The following is a 26,456-nucleotide window of genomic DNA, read 5'->3' as shown; positions in this document are numbered from 1 at the left end:
GTGAATCCGTTTCAAATGATGCGAGCTAGATATTTTTTAATTGTATTTGCACTATTAACTTTAGTAGCTAGAAGTAGTGGGGAATTGCTAGAAAGTACATTTCATATACAAAATTCTTCTTTCATAAATATTCTTATATTCTACATCCTGCCGATTACATGGATTTTTTATGAGTATAGAAAGCACCGTGTTTCATTTTTATTTTTTATTAATAGAAATGAAACATTTAACCTGGTGCAAGTTTTTTACATTACGATTATATTATGCATGTTCAGTTACGGTTATCTTATTTTGTACATGTACAGCTTTGCATGGATTACACCAGATTTTATTATGAACGCTTTGCATGAACCAATTGTAGATAGTGCCGGGGGATATGTATATCAATTTATTATGGTTGTATTTATCGCACCAATTATTGGGGAGTTGGTGTTTCGCGGATTTTTACTGCAGCGCTTTGCTGCAAAATGGGGAACGAGTATAGCGATGATTGCAGTCGCACTTTTATTTGCAATGTTACACGTTGATTTCCTCGGTGCGGCCTTATTTAGCATCGTATTATCCATTGTATATATTCGTACGAAAAGTTTACTCATGCCAATTGCGATTCATATGTTAAACAATGCATTTGTAATCGGTGCTTCGTTTCTAGTAAGTAGGGAAAAGATAATGAGTTTTGCAGATTTCTCAAACTACACGACGTTTTTCCCGGGACTTATAATTTTTATAACAGGATTAAATTTAGTACTCATCTTTTTATTTGTTAACCGCAAATATTGGAGTAAAGAAGTTCCAGTTATATATGGCGAGCAGGCAAAGAGTTTTTCAGATGTAGTGGGAGATAAATGAAATGAAGAAGACGTTTGAAAGGAATGTATAAAATTATATGAATGAAACGATATCATCAAATAAGTTTTTCTATTTGATTTTACTTAGTATAGTGCTAATAACGACAGGAAATGTTATTCTTCGCTGGGAGGAAGCTTACTTTTTCATGTATTTAGCGCTCCATTTATTAGGGGTTTTATGTATAAGTGGCGGAATAGTTACTGAAAAAAAGAGTGAAGAAAGCATTAACTATATGTGTGTGATCGGTCTTATTTTACTTTTAGCTGTACAAGGCATTATGAAATATAGTTCTTTTTCTTTACACGATTTTAGTTTGTTAATAGATGTTCTACCTTAAGAAGAGCACTTGTTTTAATAAGTATGCGGGTGTGTTTCTAACCGAATAGAGTGTATACAGATAGGCGAAACTCTTCTTATGTAGAAGAGTTTTTTTATGTCATTAGCTTGTTCTAATTTAGCATGTACGAACTTACAATAATAATAGACAGGCAGCATAGAGGAGGGAATAGCGTGAGAAAAGTTATTAGGTGGTCGCTTTTTTTGTACGTTGGATTTGCGTTACTTATATATTGGTATTTATTTGGATGGAATCATGAACTCATTCCAGAGATGTATAAAGGAACGAGTTCAGATCCAGAAACTTTTATGAATGCAAGAGAGCTTGCGCTAAGCCAAGATTATTCGCGCGTGAAAAATTTACTGTACTTTTTAGCGACGCCTCTTGAATGGATTATTTTATTATTTGTTCTTGTGCTCGGCGTTTCAAGAAAGTTTGAGAAATGGTCGAAGGAAACGACGAAAATAAGTGTCTTACAAGTTGCGATTTATTTCTTTTATTTATCATTACTTACTACAGTTCTTGCCTTGCCGATGCAGTGGATCGGGCGTAAAGTATCCGTTGATTACGGTATTTCAACGCAAAGTACACAAAGCTGGATAAAAGATCATGTGATCGATTTTTGGGTGAATTATGCGACTATGTTGCTTATTGTTACTGTTCTTTTATGGCTTATCCGTAAATTTCCAAAAAGATGGTGGCTAGCGGGATGGGCACTCTCCGTTCCATTTACAATCTTTTTAACATTTGTACAGCCGGTCGTTATTGATCCACTTTATAACGACTTCTCAACGTTAAAAAATAAAGAATTAGAAACGAAAATTTTGGCACTTGCAGATAAAGCTGATATTCCATCTGAACACGTATATGAAGTAAATATGTCGGAAAAAACGAAGGCTTTAAATGCCTACGTAACAGGACTTGGAAAAAATCTTCGTATTGTAATGTGGGATACAACACTTAAACAATTAAAAGATAAAGAAATTTTATTTATAATGGCCCATGAAATGGGACATTACGTTATGAAACATATATATTGGGGTGTGGCGAGTTATATTGCCTTATCCTTTATAGGTATGTATTTAATTAGTCGTATTATAAATATGTGTATTCGAAAATGGGGAGATACGCTGCAAATTTCAAAAGTGGCATGTTTCTCAATTTTACCTTTATTTTTCTTAATTTCTTCTGTACTATCTTTTGCGTCACAACCAGCAACAAACTATGTTTCACGTATAGAAGAACGGGCGGCAGATCAATATGCTTTAAGTATGACGAAGGACGGGAAATCTGGTGTGAAAACATTTCAATATTTATCAAAAACAAGCTTAAGCCAAGTGAATCCACCTGCGTTAGTGAAATTTTTCTTATATACACACCCACCAATTTTTGAAAGAATTCATACGTTTGAACAATATGAAAAAACGAAGAAGCAGTAGTATACTGCTTCTTTTTATTATGGCATATTCGAGTTTTGGAAAATTATAGTGTATAATAAAAAGAATATTCAGTAAAATGTTTAGGAGGTTAATATTTTGTTTCATTCAAAATCAATGCCGGCTATCAAAATGATTCTTTCGATGTCTATTTTCGGATCGATTGGATTTTTTTCTGTCCAAACGGGTTTACCATCGTTTGAATTAGTATTCGTTCGTTGTATTTGTGCTACTTTATTTTTAACGTTATGTTGGTTCGTAACAGGACAATATAAAAATGAGAAATGGAATAAAAAAGAGATCGTGCAAATATTAGCGTGCGGCGTATTTCTCGTTTTTAACTGGGTATTTCTATTTAAAGCGTTTGAAGTTATGTCAATTACCATTGCGATTTCAGTTTACCATCTTGCGCCAATTATCGTATTAATGATTGGGAGTATCGTATTTAAAGAGAAGTTAACAACATTTGCGGTTATGTCGATTGTCATCTGTTTCTTCGGTACAGTTTTAGTAGCTGGAGTAGATGGAAGTGTGTCGCCCGAGAAACTTATGTCATCTGGAATGGTATGGGCACTACTTGCGGCGTTATTCTATGCTTTTACTACTTTACTAGGGAAAGGAATTAAGCATACGAGCGCATATGCAATGACATTTTTACAAACATTTTTAGGTATTTTTTTATTGCTACCATTCGTAGATTTCGGGAAATTTCAAGGATTAACAGAGATGAACTGGATGATGATCACAGCGACAGGGCTTATACATACTGGGTTTGTATATTATTTATTTTTTGACAGCTTAAGAGGTTTATCGACGAGACTCATTTCTGTACTCGTATTTTTAGATCCTGCGGTTGCAATACTATTAGACACAGTCTTTACCGGATTTAGACCGACTAGCATGCAAGTAGTAGGGATTGTTCTTATATTCGTAGGGATGGCACTAACGTTTCGCAAGGGAACAGAGAAGGATCTATCGGTGAATACGAGCGCAACATAATTCACTTTTTCGCTTTTTGTGTCGATAAAGTGAAATTTAAAAATGCAAAGGAGTTCACAAAGAGATTGTAGAATATTTTATTATATAACACCTAAGATGTGACAACTTCCTTTTGAAAAAGAAAGAAGGAGGTATAAAGCAGAAAGGTAGTCAAAATGTTTCTTCTAGAAGATTGGCATTTTATCTTACATTCACCATCAATTTAGTACTCCTGAAACAATGAAGTTCAATGCTTCGTATTATCAATTATTTTTCTATTTAATATAAAATAGAAATAGGGAGAGAGGACAATGAAGAAAAAAATATTGGGTGTAATGATGATTGCAACAATGGTAGGAGGTATATTTGCAGGAACGAATGTGGCGCCTGTAAAAGCGGAAGAGTATCCGGAAATGATTGTATTTGATGATGTTCCATACGGATTTTGGGCATATGATGCTATTTTAGATTTAGCTTATAATAAAATTATAGTTGGGTATGGAAATGGAAAGTATGGTGTTAACGATCTTACAACACGTGAACAAGTGGCAGGCGTTATTTACAAAACTCTTGAAATGAAAGACGAAGGAGCAGTAGCGAATCCATACAAAGATGTTTCTGAAAGTTCTACTAATTTCAAGAAGGAAATTTTAGCGTTAACAAAACGTGGTGTTTTTAAAGGTGATACAAACGGAAACTTTAGACCGAAAGCACCCATTTCTCGAGCTGAAATGGCAGTAGTACTTCAAAAGGCATATACTTTCGAAGCGAAACAAAAGCATACATTTAAAGATGTACCGAAAGGACATTGGGCAGAAGAGGCAATTAGTGCACTGCAATCTAATCAGGTTGTTACAGGAACTGGAAAAGGTATGTATGAATTAAATTCCTTTGTACCGAGAGCACAATATGCACAGTTTATAAACAATGCGATTATTAATTATCATTTGAAAGAGGATTGGAAATAGAGTGAAATCAAAAGCACAAATAGAAATATTTGTGCTTTTTTTGTTTGTTTAAAAAGAGTAATTATCCGTTAATATGTATGTTTATTGTTGTACATAAGATTGATAATCAACCTCATAAAAAAGAAATGATGTGTAATATGATTCACAAAAATGTCACAGGATTTGTCGAAAAATATATTGTTACTATACCGTTTGTTCTGTATATTTTTAAAAAAACATATACATATTGGGGAGACAATTTCATGAGCAAAAAATTATTAAAAACAGCTACAGCATTAACAATTATGGGTGGGGTGTTATTCTCAGCAGAGAGTAACTATGTAAAAGCGGAAAGTGCACCGCTACAAAATACAATTGTATTTAAAGATGTACCTGAAGGACATTGGTCATATGAGGCAATTCATAGTTTAGCGGCAAGTGAAATTATCTTTGGATATGGAAATAGCATATTTGGTTTTGGGGATAACGTAACACGTGAGCAAGTTGCAGCTCTAATTTATCGTGTGTTTGATATAGAAGAACAAGATGAATATGAAAATCCATATGGAGATATCGATGAAAACTCGACAGACTTTATCGAGGAAATATTAGCTTTAACAGAAATGGAAATTTTCATGGGAGACGAGCATGGAAACTTTAGACCGAAGGCGACGTTAACGCGTGCAGAAATGGCGCAAGTTCTTACGAATGCTTTTGACTTACAGGCAAAGGGACCTCATACGTTTAATGATGTTGCAGCAGATTCATGGGCAAAAAACGCAATTAGTGCAATCCAAACAAATGATATTACAGCGGGAATCGGAGAAAATAAATTTGGCCCGTCTATGAAAGTAACAAGAGAACAATACGCACAGTTTTTATATAAAACAATGTTGCAGAATGTGGAAGAAGCAGAGCAACAATAAAGTGTAAGGAATGAAAGTAGAATAATACAAAAAGGTCGTTGTTGTATAACAGTGGCCTTTTTTGTATGGAATAAAGCGCGGAATCATCGCATTTTGGAAAAAAATGAAATGAATTTTCGAAAAAAACTTCCTTTTCTGAAGATTTGTTATATAATATAAAACATGAAATCAAATCTGTTATAAAACAGTTTAAGAAGGGGATGCTAATATGTCGACGCAAACTTCACGGGTTACATTGACCGGAGAAATGTTACCAGCGTACAACGAAATATTGACACCTGAGGCGCTTAGTTTTTTAAAGGAACTGCATGAAAATTTTAATGAGCGCCGCATAGAACTTTTACAAAAGCGTGTAGAGAAACAAAAACGAATTGATGCAGGAAAGTTTCCGAAGTTTTTAGAAGAAACAAAGCACATTCGTGAAGCGGATTGGACAATTGCCAAGCTGCCAAAAGATTTAGAGGATCGCCGCGTAGAGATTACTGGACCGGTAGATAGAAAGATGGTCATTAACGCCTTGAATTCAGGAGCGCATCTTTTTATGGCGGATTTTGAAGATTCGAATTCACCAACTTGGGAAAATGCGGTGGAAGGCCAACTGAACTTACGAGATGCAGTAAAGGGAACGATCTCATATGAGAATGATAAAGGAAAAGAATATAGATTAAATGATAAAACAGCAGTACTTATCGTACGTCCAAGAGGATGGCATTTAGAAGAAAAACATATGAAAGTTGACGGACAAAATATGTCTGGTAGCTTAGTAGATTTCGGACTGTATTTTTTCCATAATGCGAAAGCTCTTTTAGCAAAAGGGAGCGGTCCATATTTCTACTTACCGAAAATGGAAAGTTATTTAGAAGCGAGGTTGTGGAATGATGTATTCGTATTTGCTCAAACATACATCGGTCTTCCAAACGGAACAATTAAAGCGACGGTGTTACTGGAAACGATTCACGCTTCGTTTGAAATGGATGAAATTTTGTATGAATTAAAAGACCATTCTGCGGGATTAAACTGCGGACGTTGGGATTATATTTTCAGCTTTTTAAAAGCTTTCCGGAATCATAATGAATTTTTACTACCAGATAGAGCGCAAGTCACGATGACGGCGCCGTTTATGCGCACGTATTCTTTGAAGGTAATTCAAACGTGTCACCGTCGTAATGCACCAGCTATTGGAGGAATGGCAGCACAAATTCCGATTAAAAACAATCCGGAAGCAAATGAAGCTGCTTTTGAAAAAGTACGTGCTGATAAGGAGCGCGAAGCTTTAGACGGTCACGATGGGACTTGGGTTGCCCACCCGGGACTTGTACCGGTTGCGATGGAAGTATTTAATCACATTATGAAAACACCGAATCAAATTTTTAGAAAACGTGAAGAAATACATGTTACAGAAAAAGATTTATTAGAAGTGCCAGTGGGAACGATTACAGAAGAGGGTCTTCGTACGAATATTAGCGTAGGTATTCAATATATTGCATCTTGGTTAAGCGGACGGGGAGCAGCACCAATTTATAACTTAATGGAAGATGCGGCAACAGCGGAAATTTCTAGGGCGCAAGTATGGCAATGGATTCGCCATGAAGGTGGAAAATTAAATGATGGCCGTAATATTACGCTTGCATTAATGGAAGAGCTAAAAGAAGAAGAGTTAGCAAAAATAGAAAGAGAGATTGGTAAAGAAGCCTTTAAGAAAGGGAGATTCAAAGAGGCCACAACGTTATTTACAAATCTCGTTCGAAATGATGAATTCGTACCATTTTTAACATTACCGGGTTATGAAATTTTATAAAGTGAAACTTTAATCAGTGGGGGGGAGGGGTATCCCCCATTGATTATTAGTTGAACCAATCGGACTTTTACGGGCAGTTGGCTCCCAACTAACTTCCTTGCATTCGCTGAATTTTGAGGTGGGAGTCTTACAGCCCGTTAATGTGGGATAAAAAATGAAAAGGGGATGGAACATATGAAAAACGAAAGAATCGAGAAATTACAAGAAAGCTGGGAATTAGATAAGCGTTGGAAAGGGATCACACGTCCATATTCGGCAGAGGATGTAATTCGTCTGCGCGGATCGATTGATATTGAGCATACATTAGCGCGCCGCGGTGCAGAAAAGCTTTGGGAGTCACTTCATAAGGAAGATTATATTAACGCACTTGGCGCATTAACAGGAAACCAAGCGATGCAACAAGTAAAAGCAGGGTTAAAAGCGATTTATTTAAGTGGCTGGCAAGTAGCAGCTGATGCAAACCTTTCTGGACATATGTATCCAGACCAAAGTTTATATCCAGCGAACAGCGTACCTGCTGTAGTAAAACGAATTAATCAAACGCTTCAACGTGCGGATCAAATTCAGCATATGGAAGGAAGCGGGGATACAGATTATTTCGTACCGATTGTAGCAGATGCAGAAGCTGGATTTGGCGGACAATTAAACGTATTTGAACTGATGAAAGGTATGATTGAAGCTGGTGCATCAGGCGTACACTTTGAAGATCAATTATCTTCAGAGAAAAAATGTGGTCATTTAGGCGGAAAAGTATTACTACCGACGCAAACAGCGGTGCGCAATTTAATTTCTGCACGCCTTGCGGCAGACGTAATGGGCGTGCCAACAATTATCGTTGCAAGAACAGATGCGGATGCAGCAGATTTAATTACGAGCGATATCGATCCAGTTGATAAAGCGTTTATTACAGGAGAAAGAACACCAGAAGGATTTTACCGTACGAAAGCAGGTCTTGATCAAGCAATTGCACGTGGTTTAGCGTATGCTCCTTATGCAGATCTCGTTTGGTGCGAAACGTCTGAACCAAATTTAGAAGATGCGAAACGATTTGCAGACGCAATTCATAAGGAGCATCCAGGAAAGCTACTTGCTTACAACTGTTCACCTTCATTTAACTGGAAACAAAAACTAGATGAAAAAACAATTGCGAGCTTCCAAAAAGAAATCGCATCTTACGGTTATAAGTTTCAATTCGTAACACTTGCTGGATTCCACTCATTAAACTATGGCATGTTTGAATTAGCACGTGGCTATAAAGAGCGCGGCATGGCAGCGTACTCTGAGTTACAACAAGCGGAATTTGCGGCTGAAAAACACGGTTACTCTGCAACGCGTCATCAACGCGAAGTAGGAACAGGTTACTTTGATGAAGTAGCACAAGTCATTACAGGCGGTACGTCATCAACGACAGCATTAAAAGGATCTACAGAAGAAGCGCAGTTTACGAAGTAAAAGGAAGGGGCACCTTTTTAGAGGGTGCCCCTTGTTATTTTCAGAACGATTTGAGAGTAAATAAAAATATATCAACGATTTTTTCGATATATCTACCATAACTTAAAATATATCAACGATTTTTTAAATATATCGACGATTCGACAAAGGATATCGACTTACCGACAAAAAAAGACAATATTATTAAATCCACTCTCTCCCATGCTCACGAATAAACTTCATATCTTTTTCATAATGTTCCAAATGTCCTTCATCTATCATTCTTTGGAAATTCACGTCGCCTTCTTGTGCTTTTCGTTTCATATATGTACATAATCCTTCTAACCGTAGTAACACCATTCCTACATAATCTTCATCCATGCTTTTACCGTAGGATTGAGCAAACAATTTCATTCTTTCTTTTATACGGCCGGCATGTTGCGACGAGTCATAATGAACGGCTTCTCCGGACTCTGTATAATATACTCTACTTAAAGGCACGCAAGTATAAAGTGTATAAGCAATGTCCCAAAGTCTTGGTCCGGGAGCAGCAACATCAAAATCAATAATGCCTACTGGTTTCTCATTATTAAAAATAATATTGTATATGGCAAAATCATTGTGGCATAAAACTTCAATGTTATTTGGAGTATGATCCATCGGTTTCCACTCATCTGATAACGGAAAGTCACTTACCGCATCATGGTAAAGACGAAGCATCTTCGCTATTTCTTTTAAAGTATCATTAGATCGCATATATTCTTTTAAAGGATAATTCCCAGCTTCTCCTTCAATAAAGGATAAAATTTCTCTATCTTTTTCATCTATCCCTAAAAACTTCGGTGCATAATGAAAACCTTTGTTTTCTAAATGATGTAATAACGTATGGATTTTTGCGCTACCTTGCTTTAATTCGCGCCGAACAGTATTTTCAGAACGATATACGTTAGAGACGTTTCCACCTGTTAGCTGTTCTTCTTTCTCGTAGTTTGACATATAATCCCCTCCATTTAACCATTGTGCAATTACATTTTAACACCCCACAATAATAAATATAATCGCATCCAAATAAGATATCTATAATTATATACGCGACTTAATTTGTCAGTTATTTTCAAAAAAGATTGTACATTTCATTTTAAGTATGCTATGATGATGTCAGTTGAATAGTTAAATTAAGCAATCCATATGTTATCAAGTGCTGAAAACGAACGAGAAAAAGTATGTGAGAACTAGTTTATGTTTCGTATTTGATAATGTGTGGATTCTTTTTTTAGACAGGAAGACTAAAAAATTAAAAATTTGTATTTTCTTAGGAGGAAATAATCATGGCAGTAACAGGACAAGTAAAATGGTTTAACAACGAAAAAGGCTTCGGTTTCATCGAAGTTCCAGGCGAAAACGACGTATTCGTACACTTCTCTGCAATCGAAACTGAAGGTTTCAAATCTCTAGAAGAAGGTCAAAAAGTTAGCTTCGAAATCGAAGAAGGTAACCGTGGACCTCAAGCTAAAAACGTAATCAAACTATAATTTATAGTTGATGATGGAAAAAAGGATGGCTCATGCCATCCTTTTTTTGTTGTTGAAATATATGAGTGTATTGATGATATTGGGGGAGAAGGCGAGGGATATATATGATAGAAAAGTATACAAGTGAAGTAATACTCGATGTTCGCAGAGGTAACGAAGAGGACTTGAAACATACGATTGAAGAGATAAAGGCGTACGCGAAAACATATGAACGTGATAAAGTGACGTTAATTGATTTGAAGAAATCTCATTCACATATTAAATCTGAATATCTATATATAATGTTGTTAAAAACGAAAAGGAATACAGAGCATCTTGGAAGAAAATATGAATATGAAGAAGAAAAAATAGCAGGTTTTTTTAAAGATGAAGAAGAGTAAATAAAAAGATAGTAGAGATGTAAAAGACGTTCCATGAAGGAAGGTCTTTTACTATATTTTCACTTGCTATACATGTAGATTTACGAAACGCTTTGTAAAGAACGATTAGGTAAAAATAAAGTGAATATCATACTAGTTGACTTGTCCAAGTATCTGTTTACTTTCGAATATTTATGAGTTTTATACTACCCACATGACTGTTTCATCTGTCTATGTAATATGCGAGCCGTTCATCAAAATCATGAACAAAACAGAGAATCTTACATATTGTAAAGATAGGTTGAAAATGCATACTACATCATTTTGTATCCGAATATGTAACTAAGTAAGCGTATATAATTTTGAAAAAGGGGTGAGGAGTTGACGAATATTGTACTTTCTATTCTAATTCCTTCTGTTCCAGAACGGATGACGTATTTAAAGAAAATGCTTGATACATTATATGAACAAGCTAAAGATAAACCAGTAGAAATACTTGTAATGCTCGAAAATAAAAAGAGAACTACTGGGGAAAAGCGGAATATTCTTATTGAACAAGCGCAAGGTGAATACGTTGCTTTTGTAGATGATGATGATCGAGTAGAGCCGAATTATATTGATACGCTATGTACTACTATTGCTTCAAATGCTACAGCTGATTGTATCGTGTTTGATGTTTTAGTAAATTTCAATAATCTTTTCAGTAAAGTTACTAAATTGGGGAAAGAATTCGAACATACAGAAGATGAAAATTTTTATTACAGAAAACCGAATCATATAATGTGCTATGCAAAACGAATTGCCGTACAACACAAATTTTTAAATATAAGTTATGGAGAAGATGATGAATGGGGTGCTAGAGTATCACAAGATATTGTGAATCAAGTGAGAATTCCCACTACATTATATCATTATGATTATGTGCCAAAGCCACCAAATTGGTATACGTGAATTCAATCTATATATAAGCCCTCTTAAAAAATGTATTATGTGTAAATTTATTTGAATACAAGGCATAGTAATGTATTAAATATTTATAAAGTAATGATATGAAAAATATAAGTAGGGTTTATATAGATGAGAACGATTAAAGGAGTGATATGATGTTTGTAAAGCCAATCCAAGTTACAAAGAATGATGTACACTTCAATGTGATTTCTAATCCACAGACAATATGGATCTGGAATGACATGAACCGAGGGAAATGGGAAGAAGAAACATTTAAGATTTTCGATAGATTTTTAAGTCCCGCACACTCATATTTAGATATAGGAGCTTGGATCGGTCCAACTGTATTATACGGAGCACATAGAGCTAAACGGGTGTATGGAATTGAGCCAGATCCTATCGCTTTTCAGGAGCTACTAGCAAATTGTGCATTAAATCATTCTATTATTTCAAAGATTGCTCCTATTAATGCGGCTATAGCTGAAGAATCTGGTGATATTAATTTATACATGAGACATACATTTGGAGACTCTACTTCTAGTTTGGTTCCAACTATTTCAAGTCACTCTTGCAAAGTGCGAGCTCTTACAATATATGATTTAATAAATGATAATAACATACAAGATATAAACTTTATTAAAATGGATATTGAGGGCGGGGAGTATACTCTTATTCCGCAATTGCAGGAATTTTTAACATCGCATAAACCAACTCTATATTTATCACTACACCCAAAATTCTTACATGAACATCTTCATTTTGTATCAAGTGAAGATAATACCTCTCCTGCGGTTCAAACTGAAAAATTGCTTGATAGTCTACAGAGTTACAAAAATATATATGATATTTCTGGTAATCGTGTCAATCGTGATCATATCCACACCATTACTAATACCGGAGAATTTGTATTTACGGATGAGAATTGGTAAGTATAAATGATACATTCATTTCCCTATGTAGAATCCTCTTTTTATATGAATTAATTATTTGTTATTACTATATTATCATTAATTAATTTGTAATGTGTTTGATAAATGATAAACCTTTGTAAATAATCGTATATTGTAAGGTGTTTCCCTTTTTTAAGTGCTAAAATTATACATGCAGCTGCTAATATAAATAAAAAGGGAGATAATAGAGTATGGAAAGTAAAGTAGAACGCTATGTTGAAAACTATGTTGTAAATAAAAATACGATGGCCTTACTTCCTGTTATTCTAAGTGAAAAGAAAATTGTGACGCGAGTTGTCGAAATAGAAGATTCTTTTTTCGTATTTCAAAAGCCTCTAGATATTATAGAAAGAAGTTGCCGCAAGCATGGTTCTAGTTTCTTAGGCAGAAAAGAAGGAACGAAAGAGTTAACTCATATTACACATAAAGCGCCGATTGCGATTAGTCCGACGGATCAACTTTATTTTTTCCCTACCTATTCTTATTCTAGAAAAGAGTGCGCGTGGTTATCTCATTTTTATATTGAAAGTAATAAAGAATTAAAAGATGGAAATCTCATTATTAGATTTATAAATGGCTTTGCTGTGAAGTTAGAAATATCAAAAACTAGTTTTGAAAATCAACAAAATCGTACAGCAAAATTGCGTACAGAGTATGAAGATCGTAGAAAAAAACAAGGGAGTCCTTGTTTTAAAGAGGTTGATCACAGAGATGGATTAACACTAAGACCAGCTTATGAGAAAGTGTATGTTGTTAGAGAAGAGGATATCTGAGAGGAAAAGGATGGGGAGACTCATCCTTTTTGATTTCATTATATATACCGTTTACGCTGTAAAATTCATAAATAAAACGAGAGAAATGTACAAACTTTTTGTTCTCGAAGGGCTCAAGATAATATAGAATTACAATATAATGGTAATTACCCTATATACTTAATATAGTGTGAACATACATCATATTTTTTCCCTACTGTATAAAAAGGAGATGGTATGTTGAAAAGGACCATGTTATTTTGGGCACAATATATTCTTGCTTTGCCTATATTTTTTATTACATTTATGTTTACTAGTTTCACTGGTGGCCAGCTAATGATAGATGCTGATAAACAACATTTTGTTTTTACACCCCAAAATGCAACAGATTATAGTTAAATTAGTGAAATGGATAAATTGCTATTTGCTTTTTCAATTCAACCGTTTATCACTATAGTATGTTTTCTGTCAATCGTGTATGTGCTGACACTTATTGTCTTTCAAATTATTGAATGTAAGAAGCAAAGAAAGATATTACATAGCCTGCAATATATGATTCTTATACCAATTTTTCTTTACTTGTGGTTAGGAACGATGGAATTTTCCGCAGTTAATTTAACGTGGATAGATAATTGGAAAGATTACCTTATCTTCACTCCTGCAACTATAACGAATGAAGAAGATATATATATATGATAGATAAGTTTCTATACAAATTTCGCATGTTACCTATTCCGAGTACAGTATTAATACTATCTTTCTTATATATGTTAATACTAATCGTGATTGACAGTGTACGTTTGCTAAAAAAATTACTTGTACGAACTAGCAATTAGATAATTGTTTGAAGGTAAAATAATTATCTGTCGCTACCTATATGGAAAAGACTAATTATTACTTTCTGCATTTCTTCTTTCTCATAAAATGTAACCATTAAGCTATAATCGAGGCACGTTATTTAAATTAACTTCACATCCTGTCGAATATTGATAGATTATCATAGCATAATAATGAAGGAATTCTAATGAAAGGTATGGAAAGTTTAATAAATACATCTCCATATGTCGTATCTACCATTTCCTCTTTCATTTCAGCAGTGATACAGTAGAGGTAGTAATAGAGTAAAGGGGTAAAGTGTAGAATGGATCTTCAGTCGATCAAAGAGTATTTTTCACCAGAAAATATGGATCATATTGTGGAAAGTTATAAAGCGTTCGGACCACTTCTTGGTATTGGTTTACCGATGATAGAAGCGCTAATTCCAGCATTACCACTTATTGTGTTTGTACTAGCGAATGCTGTTGCGTTTGGATTTTGGCTCGGTTTTCTATATTCATGGCTTGGCTCGGTAATAGGTGCCATGCTTGTCTTTTTCATTATCCGTCATTTTGGACGCAGTCGTTTCTTTTCTTTTGTAAATAAGCATGAGAGAGTGCGAAAGGCAATGGGATGGATTGAAAGAAAAGGATTCGCACCGATTTTCGTCATATTTTGTTTTCCGTTTACACCGTCTGCGCTTATAAACGTCGTCGCTGGTTTATCTCGCATTAGCGTAAAACAGTTTGGACTTGCATTAGCATTCGGAAAGCTTGTGATGATTTTTATTTTAACGTATATCGGTCATGATTTAATGTCATTTATTCATAATCCGGTGAAATCCGTAATTGTAGCAATTAGTATTTTTATTTTATGGTATGTCGGTAAAAAAATTGAAGTAAGGTTAGAACTACATTAAGAATAGTCTTCTTTGTAAAGGCAAGCTTCATTATTAAAGGGTAAGGGGAGAAGCGGATGAAGAAAACTTTGAAAAAAGAAGGCATAGAGTGGATACGAACAATTTTAATTGGTGTATTATTAGCTGTATTTTTTCGAACGTTTTTCTTTTCAACGTACGTCGTAGAGGGGAAGTCAATGATGCCGACATTGCAAGATGGCAATATGCTCGTTGTCAATAAGGTGAGCTATCAAGTAGGGGATTTGAACAGGTTCGATGTTGTTGTGTTTCATGCGAATAAAAAAGAGGACTATGTAAAACGAATTATCGGTTTACCTGGGGATCATATCGAATATAAGCATGATAAACTTTATATAAATGGGCAATTCGTTGATGAGCCTTATTTAGAAACATTTAAGAAAGAGATAAATGGACGGCAACTAACAGGTGATTTTAAACTAGAAGAGTTAACGAAAGAAAAATCTGTACCACCCGGTTATATTTTTGTAATTGGTGATAATCGACTCGGTAGTTGGGATAGTAGGCACTTCGGATTTGTGAAAGCTGATACAGTTGTCGGTAAAGTTGATTTACGATATTGGCCAATTAAAGAGGTACAAACGAATTTTTCAAAAGGTTGATATAATGAAGTAGAAGTATAGAAAAGACAAACAACTCCGTTTGTCTTTTTTCGTGTACTATAATACAATTATAGTAGCAAACTAACGTTCGTTATGTAAGTGAAAGGTGGGGTTACATGTCACTTCGATTTGTGATTGGTAGAGCGGGAAGTGGAAAAAGTACACTTTGTTTACACGAAGTACAGGAAGAGTTAAAACAGCGCCCGAGAGGGAAGACAATATTATATCTTGTGCCAGAACAGATGACATTCCAAACGCAGCAGGCGTTAATTGAAAGTGAGGATGTAAGAGGTTCTATTCGGGCACAAGTTTTTAGTTTTTCACGATTAGCGTGGAAGGTGTTGCAAGAAGTTGGTGGAGCGAGCCGTCTTCATATTGATGAAGCGGGCGTACATATGTTACTTCGTAAAATTGTAGAGTCGCGTAAAGACGGACTATCAGTGTTCCAAAAAGCAGCGGAGCAAAACGGTTTCTTTGAACATCTTGGCAGTATGATTGCAGAGTTTAAACGGTATAATGTGACGCCATCTAACGTATATGAAATGTGGCAACAACTAGATGCGCATAGTAGCAGTGCAGAACAAAAGCTATTAGCGAATAAAGTATATGATTTACAACTACTATATGATGATTTTGAACGTGCTTTAATTGGAAAGTATTTAGATTCAGAAGACTACCTGCAATTACTAGTGGAAAAACTTCCGCAGTCTGAATATGTAAATGGAGCTGAAATTTATATAGATGGATTTCATTCATTCTCCCCGCAAGAGCTAGAAATTTTAAGAAAGCTCATGATGTGCGGAGCGAGAGTCACAATTACGTTAACGATAGATGAAAAAACGTTAGCGCAGCCAGTAAATGAACTGGATCTATTTTATGAGACGACGTTAACATATGAAAAAATAAAGCAAGTAGCACGTGAAGAGAAAATAGAAATTGAAAAAACAATTCCACTTATGGAACAGCCTCGTTTTCATTCTCCGGCATTAGCTCATTTAGAAACGCATTATGAAGCTCGTCCAAATGAAAAGTTTCATGGTGAAGCAAGCGTAACAATTAGTACAGCAGCGAATTTACGAGCTGAAGTAGAAGGAGTTGCTCGTGAAATTCGTAAACTTGTCGGGGATGAACAGTATCGTTACCGAGATATTGCAGTCCTTCTTCGTAATGGAGAAAGTTATTACGATGTAATGCGAACGTTATTTACGGATTATAATATTCCGCATTTCATCGATGAAAAACGCCCGATGTCACATCATCCATTAGTAGAATGCATTCGTTCTGCTTTAGAAATTATTAGTGGGAATTGGCGCTATGACGCAGTGTTTCGCTGCATTAAAACGGAGCTTTTATATCCGCTAGATGTAAGAAAAGAAGCGATGCGCGAAGAGATGGATGAATTTGAGAATTACTGTTTAGCGTACGGTGTACAAGGGAAGAGATGGACTGCTGAAGATCCGTGGATGTATCGCCGCTATCGTTCACTTGACGATACGAACGGAATGATAACAGACAGTGAACGTGAAATGGAAGAGAAAATAAACAGGCTACGTGACGTTGTAAGAACGCCTGTTATTCGCATGCAAAAAAGACTGAAGCGTGCGGGAACGGTTATGCAAATGTGCGAAGCCGTTTACTTATTTTTAGAAGAACTTGATGTTCCGAAGAAGTTAGAGGAATTACGTATACGTGCAGAAGAGAGCGGAGATTTCTTATTTACGACAGACCATGAGCAAGTTTGGGAAGAAGTAATAAGCCTTCTTGATACGTTTGTAGAGATGCTTGGTGAAGAGAAAATGTCACTTTCTATGTTTACGGACGTTATGTCGACAGGTCTTGAAGCACTTCAATTCGCTAATATTCCGCCGTCATTAGACCAAGTGTTAATTGCTAATATTGATCACTCTCGCTTATCAAACGTGAAAGCAACCTTCATCATCGGCGTAAATGAAGGTGTCATTCCAACAGCACCGATGGATGAAGGAATGCTTTCTGACGAAGAAAGAGAAGTCCTTGGCGCCACAGGAATTGAATTAGCGCCAACGACGAGACAAACTTTATTAGAAGAACAGTTCGTTATGTACCAAATGGTAACGAGAGCGACTGAGAAATTATACATTTCATGCCCGCTTGCAGATGAAGAAGGAAAGACGTTATTAGCGTCTAGCTTTATTAAGAAAATAAAAAGAATGTTCCCTGATGTAAAAGAATCGTTCATTACGAATGACGTAAACGACTTATCGCGTTCAGAACAAATTTCATACGTAGCAACACCAGAAGTAACGTTATCTTACGTTATGCAGCAATTACAAACGTGGAAGCGATACGGATTTGAAGGGAATTTAGACTTTTGGTGGGATGTATATAACTTCTACGTAACTTCAGATGAATGGAAACAAAAAAGTAGTCGTGTGCTATCAAGTTTATTTTACCGAAATCGTGCGCAAAAACTAAGTACAGCTGTAAGTAGAGATTTATATGGAGATACAATTAAGGGAAGCGTTTCTCGTATGGAACTATTCAACCGTTGTGCGTACGCTCATTTTGCGCAGCACGGTTTGTCGCTTAGAGAGCGTGATATTTTCAAGCTTGATGCACCAGATATCGGTGAGTTATTCCACGCTGCACTAAAGAAAATTGCGGACAAGTTATTACGTGAAAACCGCACTTGGGCAGATTTGTCAATAAAAGAGTGTGAGCATCTTTCTGTTTTAGTAATAGAAGAAATTGCGCCGTTATTACAAAGGCAAATTTTATTAAGTTCAAACCGTCATTTCTATTTAAAACAAAAACTACAACAAATCATTTTCCGTACGTCAATCATTCTACGAGAACATGCGAAATCGAGCGGCTTCGTACCAGTTGATTTAGAAGTGCCGTTCGGTATGGGTGGTACAGGATCGCTTCCGCCAATGGAATTCGCATTGCCAAATGGTGTGAAGATGGAAGTGGTCGGCCGTATTGACCGTGTGGATAAGGCGGAAGATGAGAGCGGGACATTCCTTCGTATTATTGATTATAAATCAAGTGCAAAAGCATTAGATTTAACGGAAGTGTATTACGGATTAGCACTTCAAATGTTAACGTATTTAGATGTTGTTACTTCAAATGCGCAGACGTGGATGAAAAAAGGTGGTACAGCATCACCTGCTGGTGTACTGTATTTCCATATTCATAATCCAATCGTTGAGATGAAAGGTGACGCAACGGAAGCAGAAATTGAAAAAGAAATTTTGAAGAAATTTAAAATGAAAGGACTCGTACTAGGAGATGCTGACGTTGTTCGTTTAATGGATAACAAACTTTCAACCGGAAGCTCAGATATTATTTCTGCTGGTCTGAAAAAAGACGGTAGCTTTAGTGCGCGTTCAAGTATTGCAAGTGAGCAAGAGTTTAACGTACTTCAAAAATACGTACACCATACGTTTGAAAACATCGGGAAAGACATTACAGAAGGTGTTATCGATATTGCTCCTTATAAAATGGGGAATAAAGCGGCATGCACGTTCTGTAACTTCAAATCTGTTTGTCAGTTTGATGAGTCACTTGAAGATAATCAGTTCCGTTCGTTAAAAGATATGAAAGATAGTGAAGCGATGGAGAAAATAAGAGAGGAGGTTGGCGGAGAATGATAGAAAATTGGCCTAAAAAACCAGAAGGTAGTCAATGGACAGATGATCAGTGGAAAGCCGTTGTAGCGAATGGGCGTGATATTTTAGTCGCGGCAGCAGCTGGATCAGGGAAAACAGCAGTATTAGTTGAACGTATTATTAAAAAGATTATAAACGAAGAAAATCCAGTCGATGTCGACCGCCTGCTCGTTGTAACATTTACGAATGCAGCGGCGCAAGAGATGAAAAACAGAATCGGAGAAGCATTAGAAAAAGTATTAATTGATGAACCAGGATCCCAGCACGTAAGAAAGCAGCTAAGCCTATTAAATAAAGCTTCCATTTCAACGATTCACTCATTTTGTTTACAAGTAATTAGAGGATATTACTACATGCTGGATGTTGACCCTCGTTTCCGCATTGCAAATCAAACAGAAAATGAATTGTTAAAAGAAGAAGTGCTAGATGACATATTAGAAGAAGAGTATGGCATCGAAGATAATAAGATATTCTTTGAACTTGTTGATCGTTATACGAGTGACCGTAGTGATGATGACTTACAACGTATGATTTTAGCACTTCATACAGAATCAAGAGCGCATCCAAATCCGGAGAAATGGCTTGATAAATTAGTAGAAGCATACGACGTCGAAGGAAAGACAATTGAAGATTTAGTGTACGCTTCTTACTTATTAGAAGATGTGAAATTCCAGCTTGAAACAGCGGAACAGCATATTCGTAAAGCGACGGAGCTCGCAATGCTTCCGGAAGGTCCAGCGCCTCGCGTTGAAACCCTGCAAGCAGACGTAGCTTTACTTGGAACGTTATCATCCGCTGCTCGTGAGTCGTGGACAAGCGTATATGAAGCGATGCAAAACGTATCGTGGCAAACGTTAAAACGTATTAAGAAAAGTGATTACAATGAAGATGTTGTAAAACAAGTAGACTCCCTTCGTAATAAAGCGAAAGATGAAGTGAAGAAATTACAAGAAGAGCTATTTAGCCGCAGACCAGAAAGTTTCTTACGAGATTTTCAAGATATGCATCCTGTATTAGAAAAACTCGTTCAGCTCGTAAAAGTATTTACAGAACGTTTCCAAGCGATGAAGCGAGATAAAGGAATGGTCGATTTCACAGATTTAGAGCATTTCTGTTTACAAATTTTAAGCGAACAAAGTGAAGACGGTGAAATGAAGCCATCAGCTGTAGCGCTTCAATATCGTAATAAATTTGCTGAAGTATTAGTCGATGAATATCAAGATACGAACTTCGTACAGGAATCGATTATTAAATTTGTAACGAAAGATTCTGAGAGTGAAGGAAACTTGTTCATGGTTGGCGACGTGAAGCAGTCGATTTATCGTTTCCGACTAGCAGAACCAGGCTTATTCCTAGGAAAGTATAAACGTTTCACACAAGAAGGATTGGGCGGCGGAATGAAGATCGATTTAGCGAAAAACTTCCGTAGTCGTCATGAAGTGTTAGCGGGTACGAACTTCATCTTCAAACAAATTATGGGCGAAGAAGTTGGGGAAATCGATTACGATGCTGACGCTGAATTAAAGCTAGGTGCTAGCTATCCAATAGGTGAAGATGTAGCGGCTGAACTATTATGCATTCAGCAAACGGAAGAAGAAGTGATAGACGGAGAAGAAGGTGCAGAAGTCGAAAAGGCACAGCTTGAAGCCCGTCTTATGGCGCAGCGTATTAAAGCAATGGTTGATTCAGGTTATGAAGTGTATGATCGTAAAACGGATAGTATGCGCCCTGTACAATATCGCGACTTCGTTATTTTGCTTCGTTCCATGCCGTGGGCGCCGCAAATTATGGAAGAGTTGAAATTGCAAGGAATTCCAGTATACGCTGATCTTGCGACTGGTTATTTTGAAGCGACAGAAGTAAATATTATGATGAATGTATTTCGCGTTATTGATAATCCGATGCAAGATATTCCGCTTGCAGCCGTACTTCGTTCACCGATTGTGGGACTAAATGATGAAGAACTTGCGACGCTTCGTGCTCATGGGAAAAAAGGCTCGTTTTATGAAGTGATGAGCTCGTTCTTAAAAGGAGCACCGCTTGAAGAAGAACAAGAACTTCATGATAAATTAGAGTGGTTTTATAATTTACTGCAAGGATGGCGTGAATTTGCGCGTCAACAATCACTTTCTGATTTAATTTGGAAAGTGTACGGTGAGACAGGGTATTACGACTTCGTTGGTGGTTTACCAGCAGGAAAGCAAAGACAAGCAAACTTACGCGTACTATATGACCGCGCAAGACAATATGAAGCAACATCATTTAGAGGATTATTCCGCTTCTTACGTTTTATTGAACGTATTTTAGAACGCGGTGATGATATGGGTACGGCAAGAGCTCTAGGTGAACAAGAAGACGTCGTTCGAATTATGACGATTCATAAAAGTAAAGGGCTAGAGTTCCCGGTCGTATTTGTAGCTGGACTAGGTCGCCGCTTTAATACACAAGACTTAATGAAACGCTTCTTACTCCATAAAGATTTCGGTTTCGGTTCACAATTTATCGATCCGCGTAAACGAATTAAATATACAACATTATCGCAATTAGCGATTAAGCGTAAAATGAAAATGGAATTAATTGCAGAAGAAATGCGCGTATTATACGTAGCGTTAACACGTGCAAAAGAGAAGTTAATTTTAATCGGAACAGTTAAGGATGCAACTAAGGAAATGGAAAAATGGCTGGATGCGAGAGAGCATAGTGAATGGTTATTACCAGATCACATTCGTGCCGGAGCGTCTTGTTATTTAGACTGGATTGCACCTTCATTATATAGACATCGTGATAGTGAAATGCTTCTTGAATTAGGGCAAGGAAATATTCCAGGTGAAATTTATGAGTATGACACTAGCTGGAAAGTGGAAGTTGTTGACGGTAACACGTTACTTGCGCCAGAACCAGTTCAAGAAGAGAAACAAGAATTATTAGAAGCACTTCGTGAGAAAAAGGCTGTTCCGTTAGAAAGTGAACGAAAAGAAGAAGTGTACGACAGATTACTGTGGAAGTACGGATATGAGGAAGCAACATCTCACCGTGCGAAGCAATCTGTTACAGAAATAAAGAGAAACTATCAATCAGAAGATGGTAGTGATAACGCCTTTATTAAAAAACTACGTGCACCAATTAAAACGCGTCCTCGTTTCATGGAGAAAAAAGGATTAACGTACGCAGAGCGCGGAACAGCAGTCCATGCCGTTATGCAGCATGTAGATTTGAAGAAACCGATTACGGCCGAAACGCTACAAGAACAAATCGCAGGAATGGTAAATAAGGAATTATTAACATTCGAGCAGGCGGAAGAAATAGCAATTGAAAAAGTAATTTCATTCTTTGACAGTGACTTAGGTAAAAGGGTATTAGCGGCAAAAAGTGTAGAGCGCGAAGTACCATTTACGATGATGCTTGCAGCAGAAGAAGCGTATCAAGATTGGCAAGGGAAGAACGGTGAATCGATTCTTGTCCAAGGGGTTATCGACTGCATGATTGAAGAGGAAGATGGCATTACGTTAATCGACTTCAAAACAGATACGATTGAAGGGAAGTTCCCAGGCGGATTCGATCAAGCGAAACCAATTTTAGAGGATCGATATAAAGTGCAGCTTTCGTTATATGCAAAAGCACTCGAAAAAAGTTTACAACATCCTGTGAAAGAGAAATGTTTATACTTCTTTGATGGGAATCATGTTGTGAATATTGAGGGATAGAGAGCAGGAAGGGGCTATAAAAAATGGCAACGTTAAGAACTTGTGAACAGGGACACGAGTACTATAAAAGTAGCGATTGTCCAACTTGCCCAACCTGTGAGAAAGAGAGAAAACCAAAAGAAGGTTTTCTCTCTCTTCTTTCAGCGCCAGCAAGAAGGGCACTAGAACATCATGGAATTCACACTGTAGAAGAACTCTCAAAGTATAGTGAGAAAGAAATTTTAAAACTGCATGGTATGGGACCTGCGTCTTTGCCGAAGCTTAGGGAGGCTTTGGAGGAGAACGGATTATCATTTAAATAAAAAGATAACTTCCTTAGTCCTTATAAAGAACGTACCGTTGCATTCTTCTTAAAACGGGACGCAAAAGAGAAGAGTAGTGCAAAGACTACTCTTCTCTTTTCTCTTTCTCTTCTTTTTCAATTTCGGTTACAGATTTTGCTGGTTTTTTTATCATTTCATCTAATTCTCCAGAACATGTAAATTTGTCTTCAAAGTTTTCAGTCGTACTTATACGAGCTATGAAATCTAATTTTTCATCATTGTTTATATAACCTTTTAATCTAGGAACACCCATTGGACTTACACTATGTTCCTTAAATGTAATTGTTCTTACATCCTTAATATTATAATGTATATACTTCTTTACTCTGGCTTCTTGTACTTTCCAAAATGTTTCTTCTTTTTCTTTTTGTTTTAAGTATTCCATAGTAAAATATCCTCCTGCTATAATACAAATAATAAATGTAAAAATTACCAATTTATTTTTCATAGGATATCCCCTTGAATTTGAATATAGTTAAAATATACCATGGAATGAGTTGGAACATGATTTGCTGTACCGAAAACCAATGCCGAAATAGAAATCAACTGAGCAACTTCTAATGGTTTCATAAAATATGAACCAAGGGAATTTCTATTTGAGTATGCCAAAAATACAGCGGTTTATTCAAAGGTTGTAAAAAAACGTCTCCGATACCTTTGGCATCGGAGACGTTTTTTTACTGTCTATCCATAGAGATAGTGCGAAGCATTCTTTTTTATGCTGTTCCAATCTGGTCTTGATCCGCCACATCAGAATCAAACGTATTTGTTGCACTAACGCCGCTAAACGTATTCACGACAAATCCAACATTGGAAGCGCCAGATCCATTATAAGCTTTCGTATTTTCTTTCGGAGATACGTTATAGAAATCCCCTAAATTGAAAGAACCATTACTGTTTTGAACGACGAGATTTCCGACAACAGAGGGCATACCATCCACCTACTTTTCTAAGCTTTTTAATTACTATATGATTTATGGAGCGGAAGGTTCATCCGTAATATATTGACGGATTTGTATAATACGAGAGTTATTAAAACCGTAATCAACATTTCCAATTTGAAAGCAACCAGAGTTTAAAAGTGTTCGTAATTCAACGTTATTTACTTCAAGAAAAGGGCATTCATTTACAATATTTAATTTTACATCTGTCGTTCGCGTTGGGATTGTGATGTGTTCATCTGTAAAAATTTCAAATGCATCGAAGCGCCCTTCACCTTTTATATAACAAGGGATTTCCCGGTGGACGGCAATAGCTCTACTTTTTAATTCCATTTGATTGGCATCCCCAACTTGAAATACGGCAGTAATTCCTAAAGAAATAATCGAAACATTTTGGACAACTGATACATGATGTAACATAAGTTTTCAGTCTCCTTAACCTCGAGTAGGGGGAACATCTGTTACTAATGGTACAAATGGCCCCTCGGTAACAGTTTCAAATGGTGTATCAAGGATAGAAGATAGAATGAGGAGGTTGGCATCTCCAATTAAAAAGAGTGCGGACGAAGATACACCATTCATTTTAATCTGTCCGACTTTTAACTCGCGATTTACAACGTTAACATTCATACATACTTACTCCTTTCGGAAATTTCCCGGTATGTGTTGAATAAAAGATAGGAAGGCTTTGTCGATGTCATGTTTCATAGCTTGAAGGATGATATCTCGTAAATAATCTGGATTTGTTGAAGCATCTTCATACGATTGAGCTTGTGATAAATAATAAGGAAGTCTATGTTCCATCTGTTTTTTTATGTCATCCACCATCATTTGTCGATACATTTCATCAAGTGGTGTTCTCTCTTCTTGTTCAAAATGGAGAATACGATTATATGCTTCTTCATCTAAGTATCGATGCATTTCCTGGAGGATACCTTGATAAAAGTCTGGGTTTGTTTCGGTTTCAGGATTTACCTTCAATGTTTCTGTATCCACTTGAAAGTCCTCAATTTGTTGTCCTTTTGTTGAAAATGGATTTAAACCAATATTTAAAGTACCATTTAAGTTTTCTACTTTTAATTGATCGAATTTGTATTCTACTTTTCCTATAGAAGAGGAGGGCCGACTTTTTAATTCAGTAAGCTCTTCTTGTAATAGGCGGACTTGTTCTTCTAGGGTAAGGATAGTTGCCTGCTGTATTTGGAGAGCTTGTTGAAGTTGGTGTAAGTAAGTATATATATCTTGATTCATTTTGTGAAACCTCCTTTTCAATAGGGAGGGGAAATATATTCCTGCTATATATTTATGACAAGGATGCCTTAAGAAGAACTAGTTGATGGTTTGATGGAAATAATTTGTCCTTTCGCCTGTAATGGGCGAAGAGGCGCTGTAAATCCGCCAGAATTTGAAAATTTAGATAGAGCCTTAATACTTCCGGCAGTGCCAATTTGGAATACTGAAGAAGTTGTAATGCTATCAATCCTAATACTGTTGATGATGATACTTTGGTTTACATAAAAATTCAATGCAATCGCCTCCTTTAAGTTGAACCAATGATTGCCTGATCGATTACATCTGAATCGTTGACAGTCGTTGAACTTTGGTAATTGTAGACAGAAACATTATCTCCAACATTAAAGGAGCCGGCCCCAGCGAAAGCGCGTGAATAACTAATGGGCCTAATCGCAAATACATCTCCAATATGAAAAATTCCACTCGATCCGATATTAACGATACGAATATGTCCAACCATAGCCGGCATACAAAACACCCTTCGTTTTAAAATTTTCTTTTCTATTATTGTATGGGCGTTTTTAATAAAATGTGTACTTTTTTGAAATAAAAGAAACACATCCGATATTACGAATGTGTTTCGAACATTTGAGTTTGCGTGTAATCTGTGTGCATGTGCCAAATGACATTTAAGAGCCTGTCCAATTCTTGGCTACAATTTACTGTTTTTTGAGAAGTCATTCCGTAGCGTTCAGCAAAATAGATCATTTTTTCACGTTTTTTTTCGATAGCTTGCTCAAACATTGAAATCGGCTCCATCTCTCAATAAATTTTATGTATATATGTAGTACATATTATACAAAAATTCCATAAAAAAGAAATACTTTCGCTAAAAAAAGTATAATTTCTACATTTTATGTCAAATAGTTGCTGAGTAACGAATAGGATGCGAGAAGAATATTGTAAAAATTAGCGTGCATGAGAAGGTTTTTTTCTTACGGATGCGA

27 protein-coding genes and 1 pseudogene are annotated in these 26,456 nt (G+C 36.2%); 19 read left to right on the top strand and 9 right to left on the bottom strand.

Annotation, left to right across the window (positions count from 1 at the left end; genetic code table 11):
• The 8 genes from DN410_RS07305 to aceA all read left to right on the top strand — a co-directional run bounded on the left by DN410_RS07305 (position 1) and on the right by aceA (position 8,723).
• On the top strand, positions 1 to 849 hold the full coding sequence (locus DN410_RS07305; RefSeq protein WP_149175990.1) for a CPBP family intramembrane glutamic endopeptidase: 849 nt from the start codon (positions 1 to 3) through the stop codon (positions 847 to 849).
• Positions 850 to 886: 37 nt separating this feature from the next.
• Positions 887 to 1,186, top strand: coding sequence for a DUF2101 family protein (locus DN410_RS07300; RefSeq protein ID WP_149175989.1), 300 nt, complete (start codon positions 887 to 889; stop codon positions 1,184 to 1,186).
• Positions 1,187 to 1,359: 173 nt separating this feature from the next.
• The gene (locus tag DN410_RS07295) at positions 1,360 to 2,625 is read left to right on the top strand and encodes a M48 family metallopeptidase (protein WP_149175988.1); all 1,266 of its coding nucleotides are present in this window, start codon (positions 1,360 to 1,362) and stop codon (positions 2,623 to 2,625) included.
• Between the two features lie 96 nt (positions 2,626 to 2,721).
• The gene (locus DN410_RS07290; protein ID WP_149175987.1) at positions 2,722 to 3,621 is read left to right on the top strand and encodes a DMT family transporter; all 900 of its coding nucleotides are present in this window, start codon (positions 2,722 to 2,724) and stop codon (positions 3,619 to 3,621) included.
• A gap of 290 nt (positions 3,622 to 3,911) precedes the next feature.
• On the top strand, positions 3,912 to 4,568 hold the full coding sequence (locus DN410_RS07285; protein WP_149175986.1) for an S-layer homology domain-containing protein: 657 nt from the start codon (positions 3,912 to 3,914) through the stop codon (positions 4,566 to 4,568).
• A 128-nt stretch (positions 4,569 to 4,696) separates the two neighbouring features.
• Positions 4,697 to 5,473 (top strand): S-layer homology domain-containing protein, encoded by a 777-nt coding sequence (locus tag DN410_RS07280; RefSeq protein ID WP_149176025.1) that lies wholly within the window; start codon positions 4,697 to 4,699, stop codon positions 5,471 to 5,473.
• A gap of 208 nt (positions 5,474 to 5,681) precedes the next feature.
• Positions 5,682 to 7,271, top strand: coding sequence for a malate synthase A (aceB, locus tag DN410_RS07275; protein ID WP_149175985.1), 1,590 nt, complete (start codon positions 5,682 to 5,684; stop codon positions 7,269 to 7,271).
• A gap of 174 nt (positions 7,272 to 7,445) precedes the next feature.
• Positions 7,446 to 8,723, top strand: a complete 1,278-nt coding sequence (gene aceA / locus DN410_RS07270; protein WP_000787347.1) for an isocitrate lyase — start codon at positions 7,446 to 7,448, stop codon at positions 8,721 to 8,723.
• Between the two features lie 183 nt (positions 8,724 to 8,906).
• Here the strand turns inward: aceA and DN410_RS07265 are convergent, their stop codons facing one another.
• On the bottom strand, positions 8,907 to 9,698 hold the full coding sequence (locus DN410_RS07265) for a phosphotransferase (protein ID WP_149175984.1): 792 nt from the start codon (positions 9,696 to 9,698) through the stop codon (positions 8,907 to 8,909).
• Between the two features lie 332 nt (positions 9,699 to 10,030).
• Here DN410_RS07265 and cspA point away from each other — a divergent pair, with 332 nt between their 5' ends.
• The 11 genes and pseudogenes from cspA to DN410_RS07205 all read left to right on the top strand — a co-directional run bounded on the left by cspA (position 10,031) and on the right by DN410_RS07205 (position 23,254).
• The gene (cspA, locus tag DN410_RS07260; RefSeq protein ID WP_000301522.1) at positions 10,031 to 10,234 is read left to right on the top strand and encodes an RNA chaperone/antiterminator CspA; all 204 of its coding nucleotides are present in this window, start codon (positions 10,031 to 10,033) and stop codon (positions 10,232 to 10,234) included.
• A gap of 104 nt (positions 10,235 to 10,338) precedes the next feature.
• Positions 10,339 to 10,614 (top strand): hypothetical protein, encoded by a 276-nt coding sequence (locus DN410_RS07255; protein WP_149175983.1) that lies wholly within the window; start codon positions 10,339 to 10,341, stop codon positions 10,612 to 10,614.
• Between the two features lie 360 nt (positions 10,615 to 10,974).
• A complete protein-coding gene (locus DN410_RS07250; protein ID WP_149175982.1) occupies positions 10,975 to 11,544 on the top strand; it encodes a glycosyltransferase family A protein in 570 nt (189 codons plus the stop codon).
• Between the two features lie 152 nt (positions 11,545 to 11,696).
• Complete coding sequence (locus DN410_RS07245) at positions 11,697 to 12,470, top strand: FkbM family methyltransferase (protein WP_149175981.1); 774 nt, start codon at positions 11,697 to 11,699, stop codon at positions 12,468 to 12,470.
• Between the two features lie 212 nt (positions 12,471 to 12,682).
• Positions 12,683 to 13,264, top strand: coding sequence for a competence protein ComK (locus DN410_RS07240; protein WP_149175980.1), 582 nt, complete (start codon positions 12,683 to 12,685; stop codon positions 13,262 to 13,264).
• A gap of 216 nt (positions 13,265 to 13,480) precedes the next feature.
• A pseudogene (locus DN410_RS07235) lies at positions 13,481 to 14,079 on the top strand (DUF4306 domain-containing protein).
• A 305-nt stretch (positions 14,080 to 14,384) separates the two neighbouring features.
• Entirely contained in the window at positions 14,385 to 14,978 is a 594-nt protein-coding gene (locus DN410_RS07225; protein WP_149175979.1) for a TVP38/TMEM64 family protein, read from the top strand.
• Between the two features lie 56 nt (positions 14,979 to 15,034).
• Positions 15,035 to 15,598 (top strand): signal peptidase I, encoded by a 564-nt coding sequence (gene lepB, locus DN410_RS07220; RefSeq protein ID WP_000751903.1) that lies wholly within the window; start codon positions 15,035 to 15,037, stop codon positions 15,596 to 15,598.
• Between the two features lie 116 nt (positions 15,599 to 15,714).
• Positions 15,715 to 19,230, top strand: a complete 3,516-nt coding sequence (gene addB, locus DN410_RS07215) for a helicase-exonuclease AddAB subunit AddB (RefSeq protein ID WP_149175978.1) — start codon at positions 15,715 to 15,717, stop codon at positions 19,228 to 19,230.
• On the top strand, positions 19,227 to 22,952 hold the full coding sequence (gene addA, locus DN410_RS07210) for a helicase-exonuclease AddAB subunit AddA (protein ID WP_149175977.1): 3,726 nt from the start codon (positions 19,227 to 19,229) through the stop codon (positions 22,950 to 22,952). The genes addB and addA overlap by 4 nt, the downstream gene beginning before the upstream one ends.
• Positions 22,953 to 22,975: 23 nt before the next feature.
• The gene (locus DN410_RS07205) at positions 22,976 to 23,254 is read left to right on the top strand and encodes an RNA polymerase alpha subunit C-terminal domain-containing protein (RefSeq protein WP_149175976.1); all 279 of its coding nucleotides are present in this window, start codon (positions 22,976 to 22,978) and stop codon (positions 23,252 to 23,254) included.
• A gap of 85 nt (positions 23,255 to 23,339) precedes the next feature.
• On the opposite strand, the gene DN410_RS07200 is transcribed toward DN410_RS07205, so the two are convergent.
• From DN410_RS07200 to DN410_RS07165, 8 genes are all read right to left on the bottom strand, one after another.
• The gene (locus DN410_RS07200) at positions 23,340 to 23,723 is read right to left on the bottom strand and encodes a DUF1433 domain-containing protein (RefSeq protein ID WP_149175975.1); all 384 of its coding nucleotides are present in this window, start codon (positions 23,721 to 23,723) and stop codon (positions 23,340 to 23,342) included.
• A 268-nt stretch (positions 23,724 to 23,991) separates the two neighbouring features.
• A complete protein-coding gene (gerPF, locus tag DN410_RS07195) occupies positions 23,992 to 24,207 on the bottom strand; it encodes a spore germination protein GerPF (RefSeq protein WP_001141570.1) in 216 nt (71 codons plus the stop codon).
• A 42-nt stretch (positions 24,208 to 24,249) separates the two neighbouring features.
• Complete coding sequence (locus tag DN410_RS07190) at positions 24,250 to 24,636, bottom strand: spore germination protein GerPE (protein ID WP_149175974.1); 387 nt, start codon at positions 24,634 to 24,636, stop codon at positions 24,250 to 24,252.
• A gap of 15 nt (positions 24,637 to 24,651) precedes the next feature.
• On the bottom strand, positions 24,652 to 24,846 hold the full coding sequence (gene gerPD, locus DN410_RS07185; protein ID WP_149175973.1) for a spore germination protein GerPD: 195 nt from the start codon (positions 24,844 to 24,846) through the stop codon (positions 24,652 to 24,654).
• Between the two features lie 6 nt (positions 24,847 to 24,852).
• Positions 24,853 to 25,467, bottom strand: coding sequence for a spore germination protein GerPC (gerPC, locus tag DN410_RS07180; RefSeq protein ID WP_149175972.1), 615 nt, complete (start codon positions 25,465 to 25,467; stop codon positions 24,853 to 24,855).
• A gap of 68 nt (positions 25,468 to 25,535) precedes the next feature.
• A complete protein-coding gene (gene gerPB, locus DN410_RS07175) occupies positions 25,536 to 25,742 on the bottom strand; it encodes a spore germination protein GerPB (protein WP_149175971.1) in 207 nt (68 codons plus the stop codon).
• A 14-nt stretch (positions 25,743 to 25,756) separates the two neighbouring features.
• Positions 25,757 to 25,978, bottom strand: coding sequence for a spore germination protein GerPA (gene gerPA / locus DN410_RS07170; RefSeq protein WP_001111191.1), 222 nt, complete (start codon positions 25,976 to 25,978; stop codon positions 25,757 to 25,759).
• A 98-nt stretch (positions 25,979 to 26,076) separates the two neighbouring features.
• Positions 26,077 to 26,253, bottom strand: a complete 177-nt coding sequence (locus DN410_RS07165) for an aspartyl-phosphate phosphatase Spo0E family protein (protein ID WP_000462856.1) — start codon at positions 26,251 to 26,253, stop codon at positions 26,077 to 26,079.
• Positions 26,254 to 26,456 lie beyond the last annotated feature (203 nt).

The sequence above is a fragment of the Bacillus sp. SH5-2 genome, assembly GCF_008368905.1.
Lineage (GTDB): Bacteria > Bacillota > Bacilli > Bacillales > Bacillaceae_G > Bacillus_A > Bacillus_A luti.
Note: the sequence above shows the minus strand (reverse complement) of the source record. Positions and strands in the feature narration are given on the sequence as shown.

What these genes read in the sequence shown, in the direction of transcription:
- DN410_RS07300 (WP_149175989.1), top strand. Translation starts at nt 887, where the DNA reads ATGAATGAAACGATATCATCAAATAAGTTTTTCTATTTGATTTTACTT.
- DN410_RS07285 (WP_149175986.1), top strand. Translation starts at nt 3,912, where the DNA reads ATGAAGAAAAAAATATTGGGTGTAATGATGATTGCAACAATGGTAGGA.
- DN410_RS07280 (WP_149176025.1), top strand. Translation starts at nt 4,697, where the DNA reads ATGTGTAATATGATTCACAAAAATGTCACAGGATTTGTCGAAAAATAT.
- aceB (WP_149175985.1), top strand. Translation starts at nt 5,682, where the DNA reads ATGTCGACGCAAACTTCACGGGTTACATTGACCGGAGAAATGTTACCA.
- aceA (WP_000787347.1), top strand. Translation starts at nt 7,446, where the DNA reads ATGAAAAACGAAAGAATCGAGAAATTACAAGAAAGCTGGGAATTAGAT.
- DN410_RS07265 (WP_149175984.1), bottom strand. Translation starts at nt 9,698, where the DNA reads ATGTCAAACTACGAGAAAGAAGAACAGCTAACAGGTGGAAACGTCTCT.
- cspA (WP_000301522.1), top strand. Translation starts at nt 10,031, where the DNA reads ATGGCAGTAACAGGACAAGTAAAATGGTTTAACAACGAAAAAGGCTTC.
- DN410_RS07255 (WP_149175983.1), top strand. Translation starts at nt 10,339, where the DNA reads ATGATAGAAAAGTATACAAGTGAAGTAATACTCGATGTTCGCAGAGGT.
- DN410_RS07245 (WP_149175981.1), top strand. Translation starts at nt 11,697, where the DNA reads ATGTTTGTAAAGCCAATCCAAGTTACAAAGAATGATGTACACTTCAAT.
- DN410_RS07240 (WP_149175980.1), top strand. Translation starts at nt 12,683, where the DNA reads ATGGAAAGTAAAGTAGAACGCTATGTTGAAAACTATGTTGTAAATAAA.
- DN410_RS07225 (WP_149175979.1), top strand. Translation starts at nt 14,385, where the DNA reads ATGGATCTTCAGTCGATCAAAGAGTATTTTTCACCAGAAAATATGGAT.
- lepB (WP_000751903.1), top strand. Translation starts at nt 15,035, where the DNA reads ATGAAGAAAACTTTGAAAAAAGAAGGCATAGAGTGGATACGAACAATT.
- addB (WP_149175978.1), top strand. Translation starts at nt 15,715, where the DNA reads ATGTCACTTCGATTTGTGATTGGTAGAGCGGGAAGTGGAAAAAGTACA.
- addA (WP_149175977.1), top strand. Translation starts at nt 19,227, where the DNA reads ATGATAGAAAATTGGCCTAAAAAACCAGAAGGTAGTCAATGGACAGAT.
- DN410_RS07205 (WP_149175976.1), top strand. Translation starts at nt 22,976, where the DNA reads ATGGCAACGTTAAGAACTTGTGAACAGGGACACGAGTACTATAAAAGT.
- DN410_RS07200 (WP_149175975.1), bottom strand. Translation starts at nt 23,723, where the DNA reads ATGAAAAATAAATTGGTAATTTTTACATTTATTATTTGTATTATAGCA.
- gerPF (WP_001141570.1), bottom strand. Translation starts at nt 24,207, where the DNA reads ATGCCCTCTGTTGTCGGAAATCTCGTCGTTCAAAACAGTAATGGTTCT.
- DN410_RS07190 (WP_149175974.1), bottom strand. Translation starts at nt 24,636, where the DNA reads ATGTTACATCATGTATCAGTTGTCCAAAATGTTTCGATTATTTCTTTA.
- gerPD (WP_149175973.1), bottom strand. Translation starts at nt 24,846, where the DNA reads ATGAATGTTAACGTTGTAAATCGCGAGTTAAAAGTCGGACAGATTAAA.
- gerPC (WP_149175972.1), bottom strand. Translation starts at nt 25,467, where the DNA reads ATGAATCAAGATATATATACTTACTTACACCAACTTCAACAAGCTCTC.
- gerPA (WP_001111191.1), bottom strand. Translation starts at nt 25,978, where the DNA reads ATGCCGGCTATGGTTGGACATATTCGTATCGTTAATATCGGATCGAGT.
- DN410_RS07165 (WP_000462856.1), bottom strand. Translation starts at nt 26,253, where the DNA reads ATGTTTGAGCAAGCTATCGAAAAAAAACGTGAAAAAATGATCTATTTT.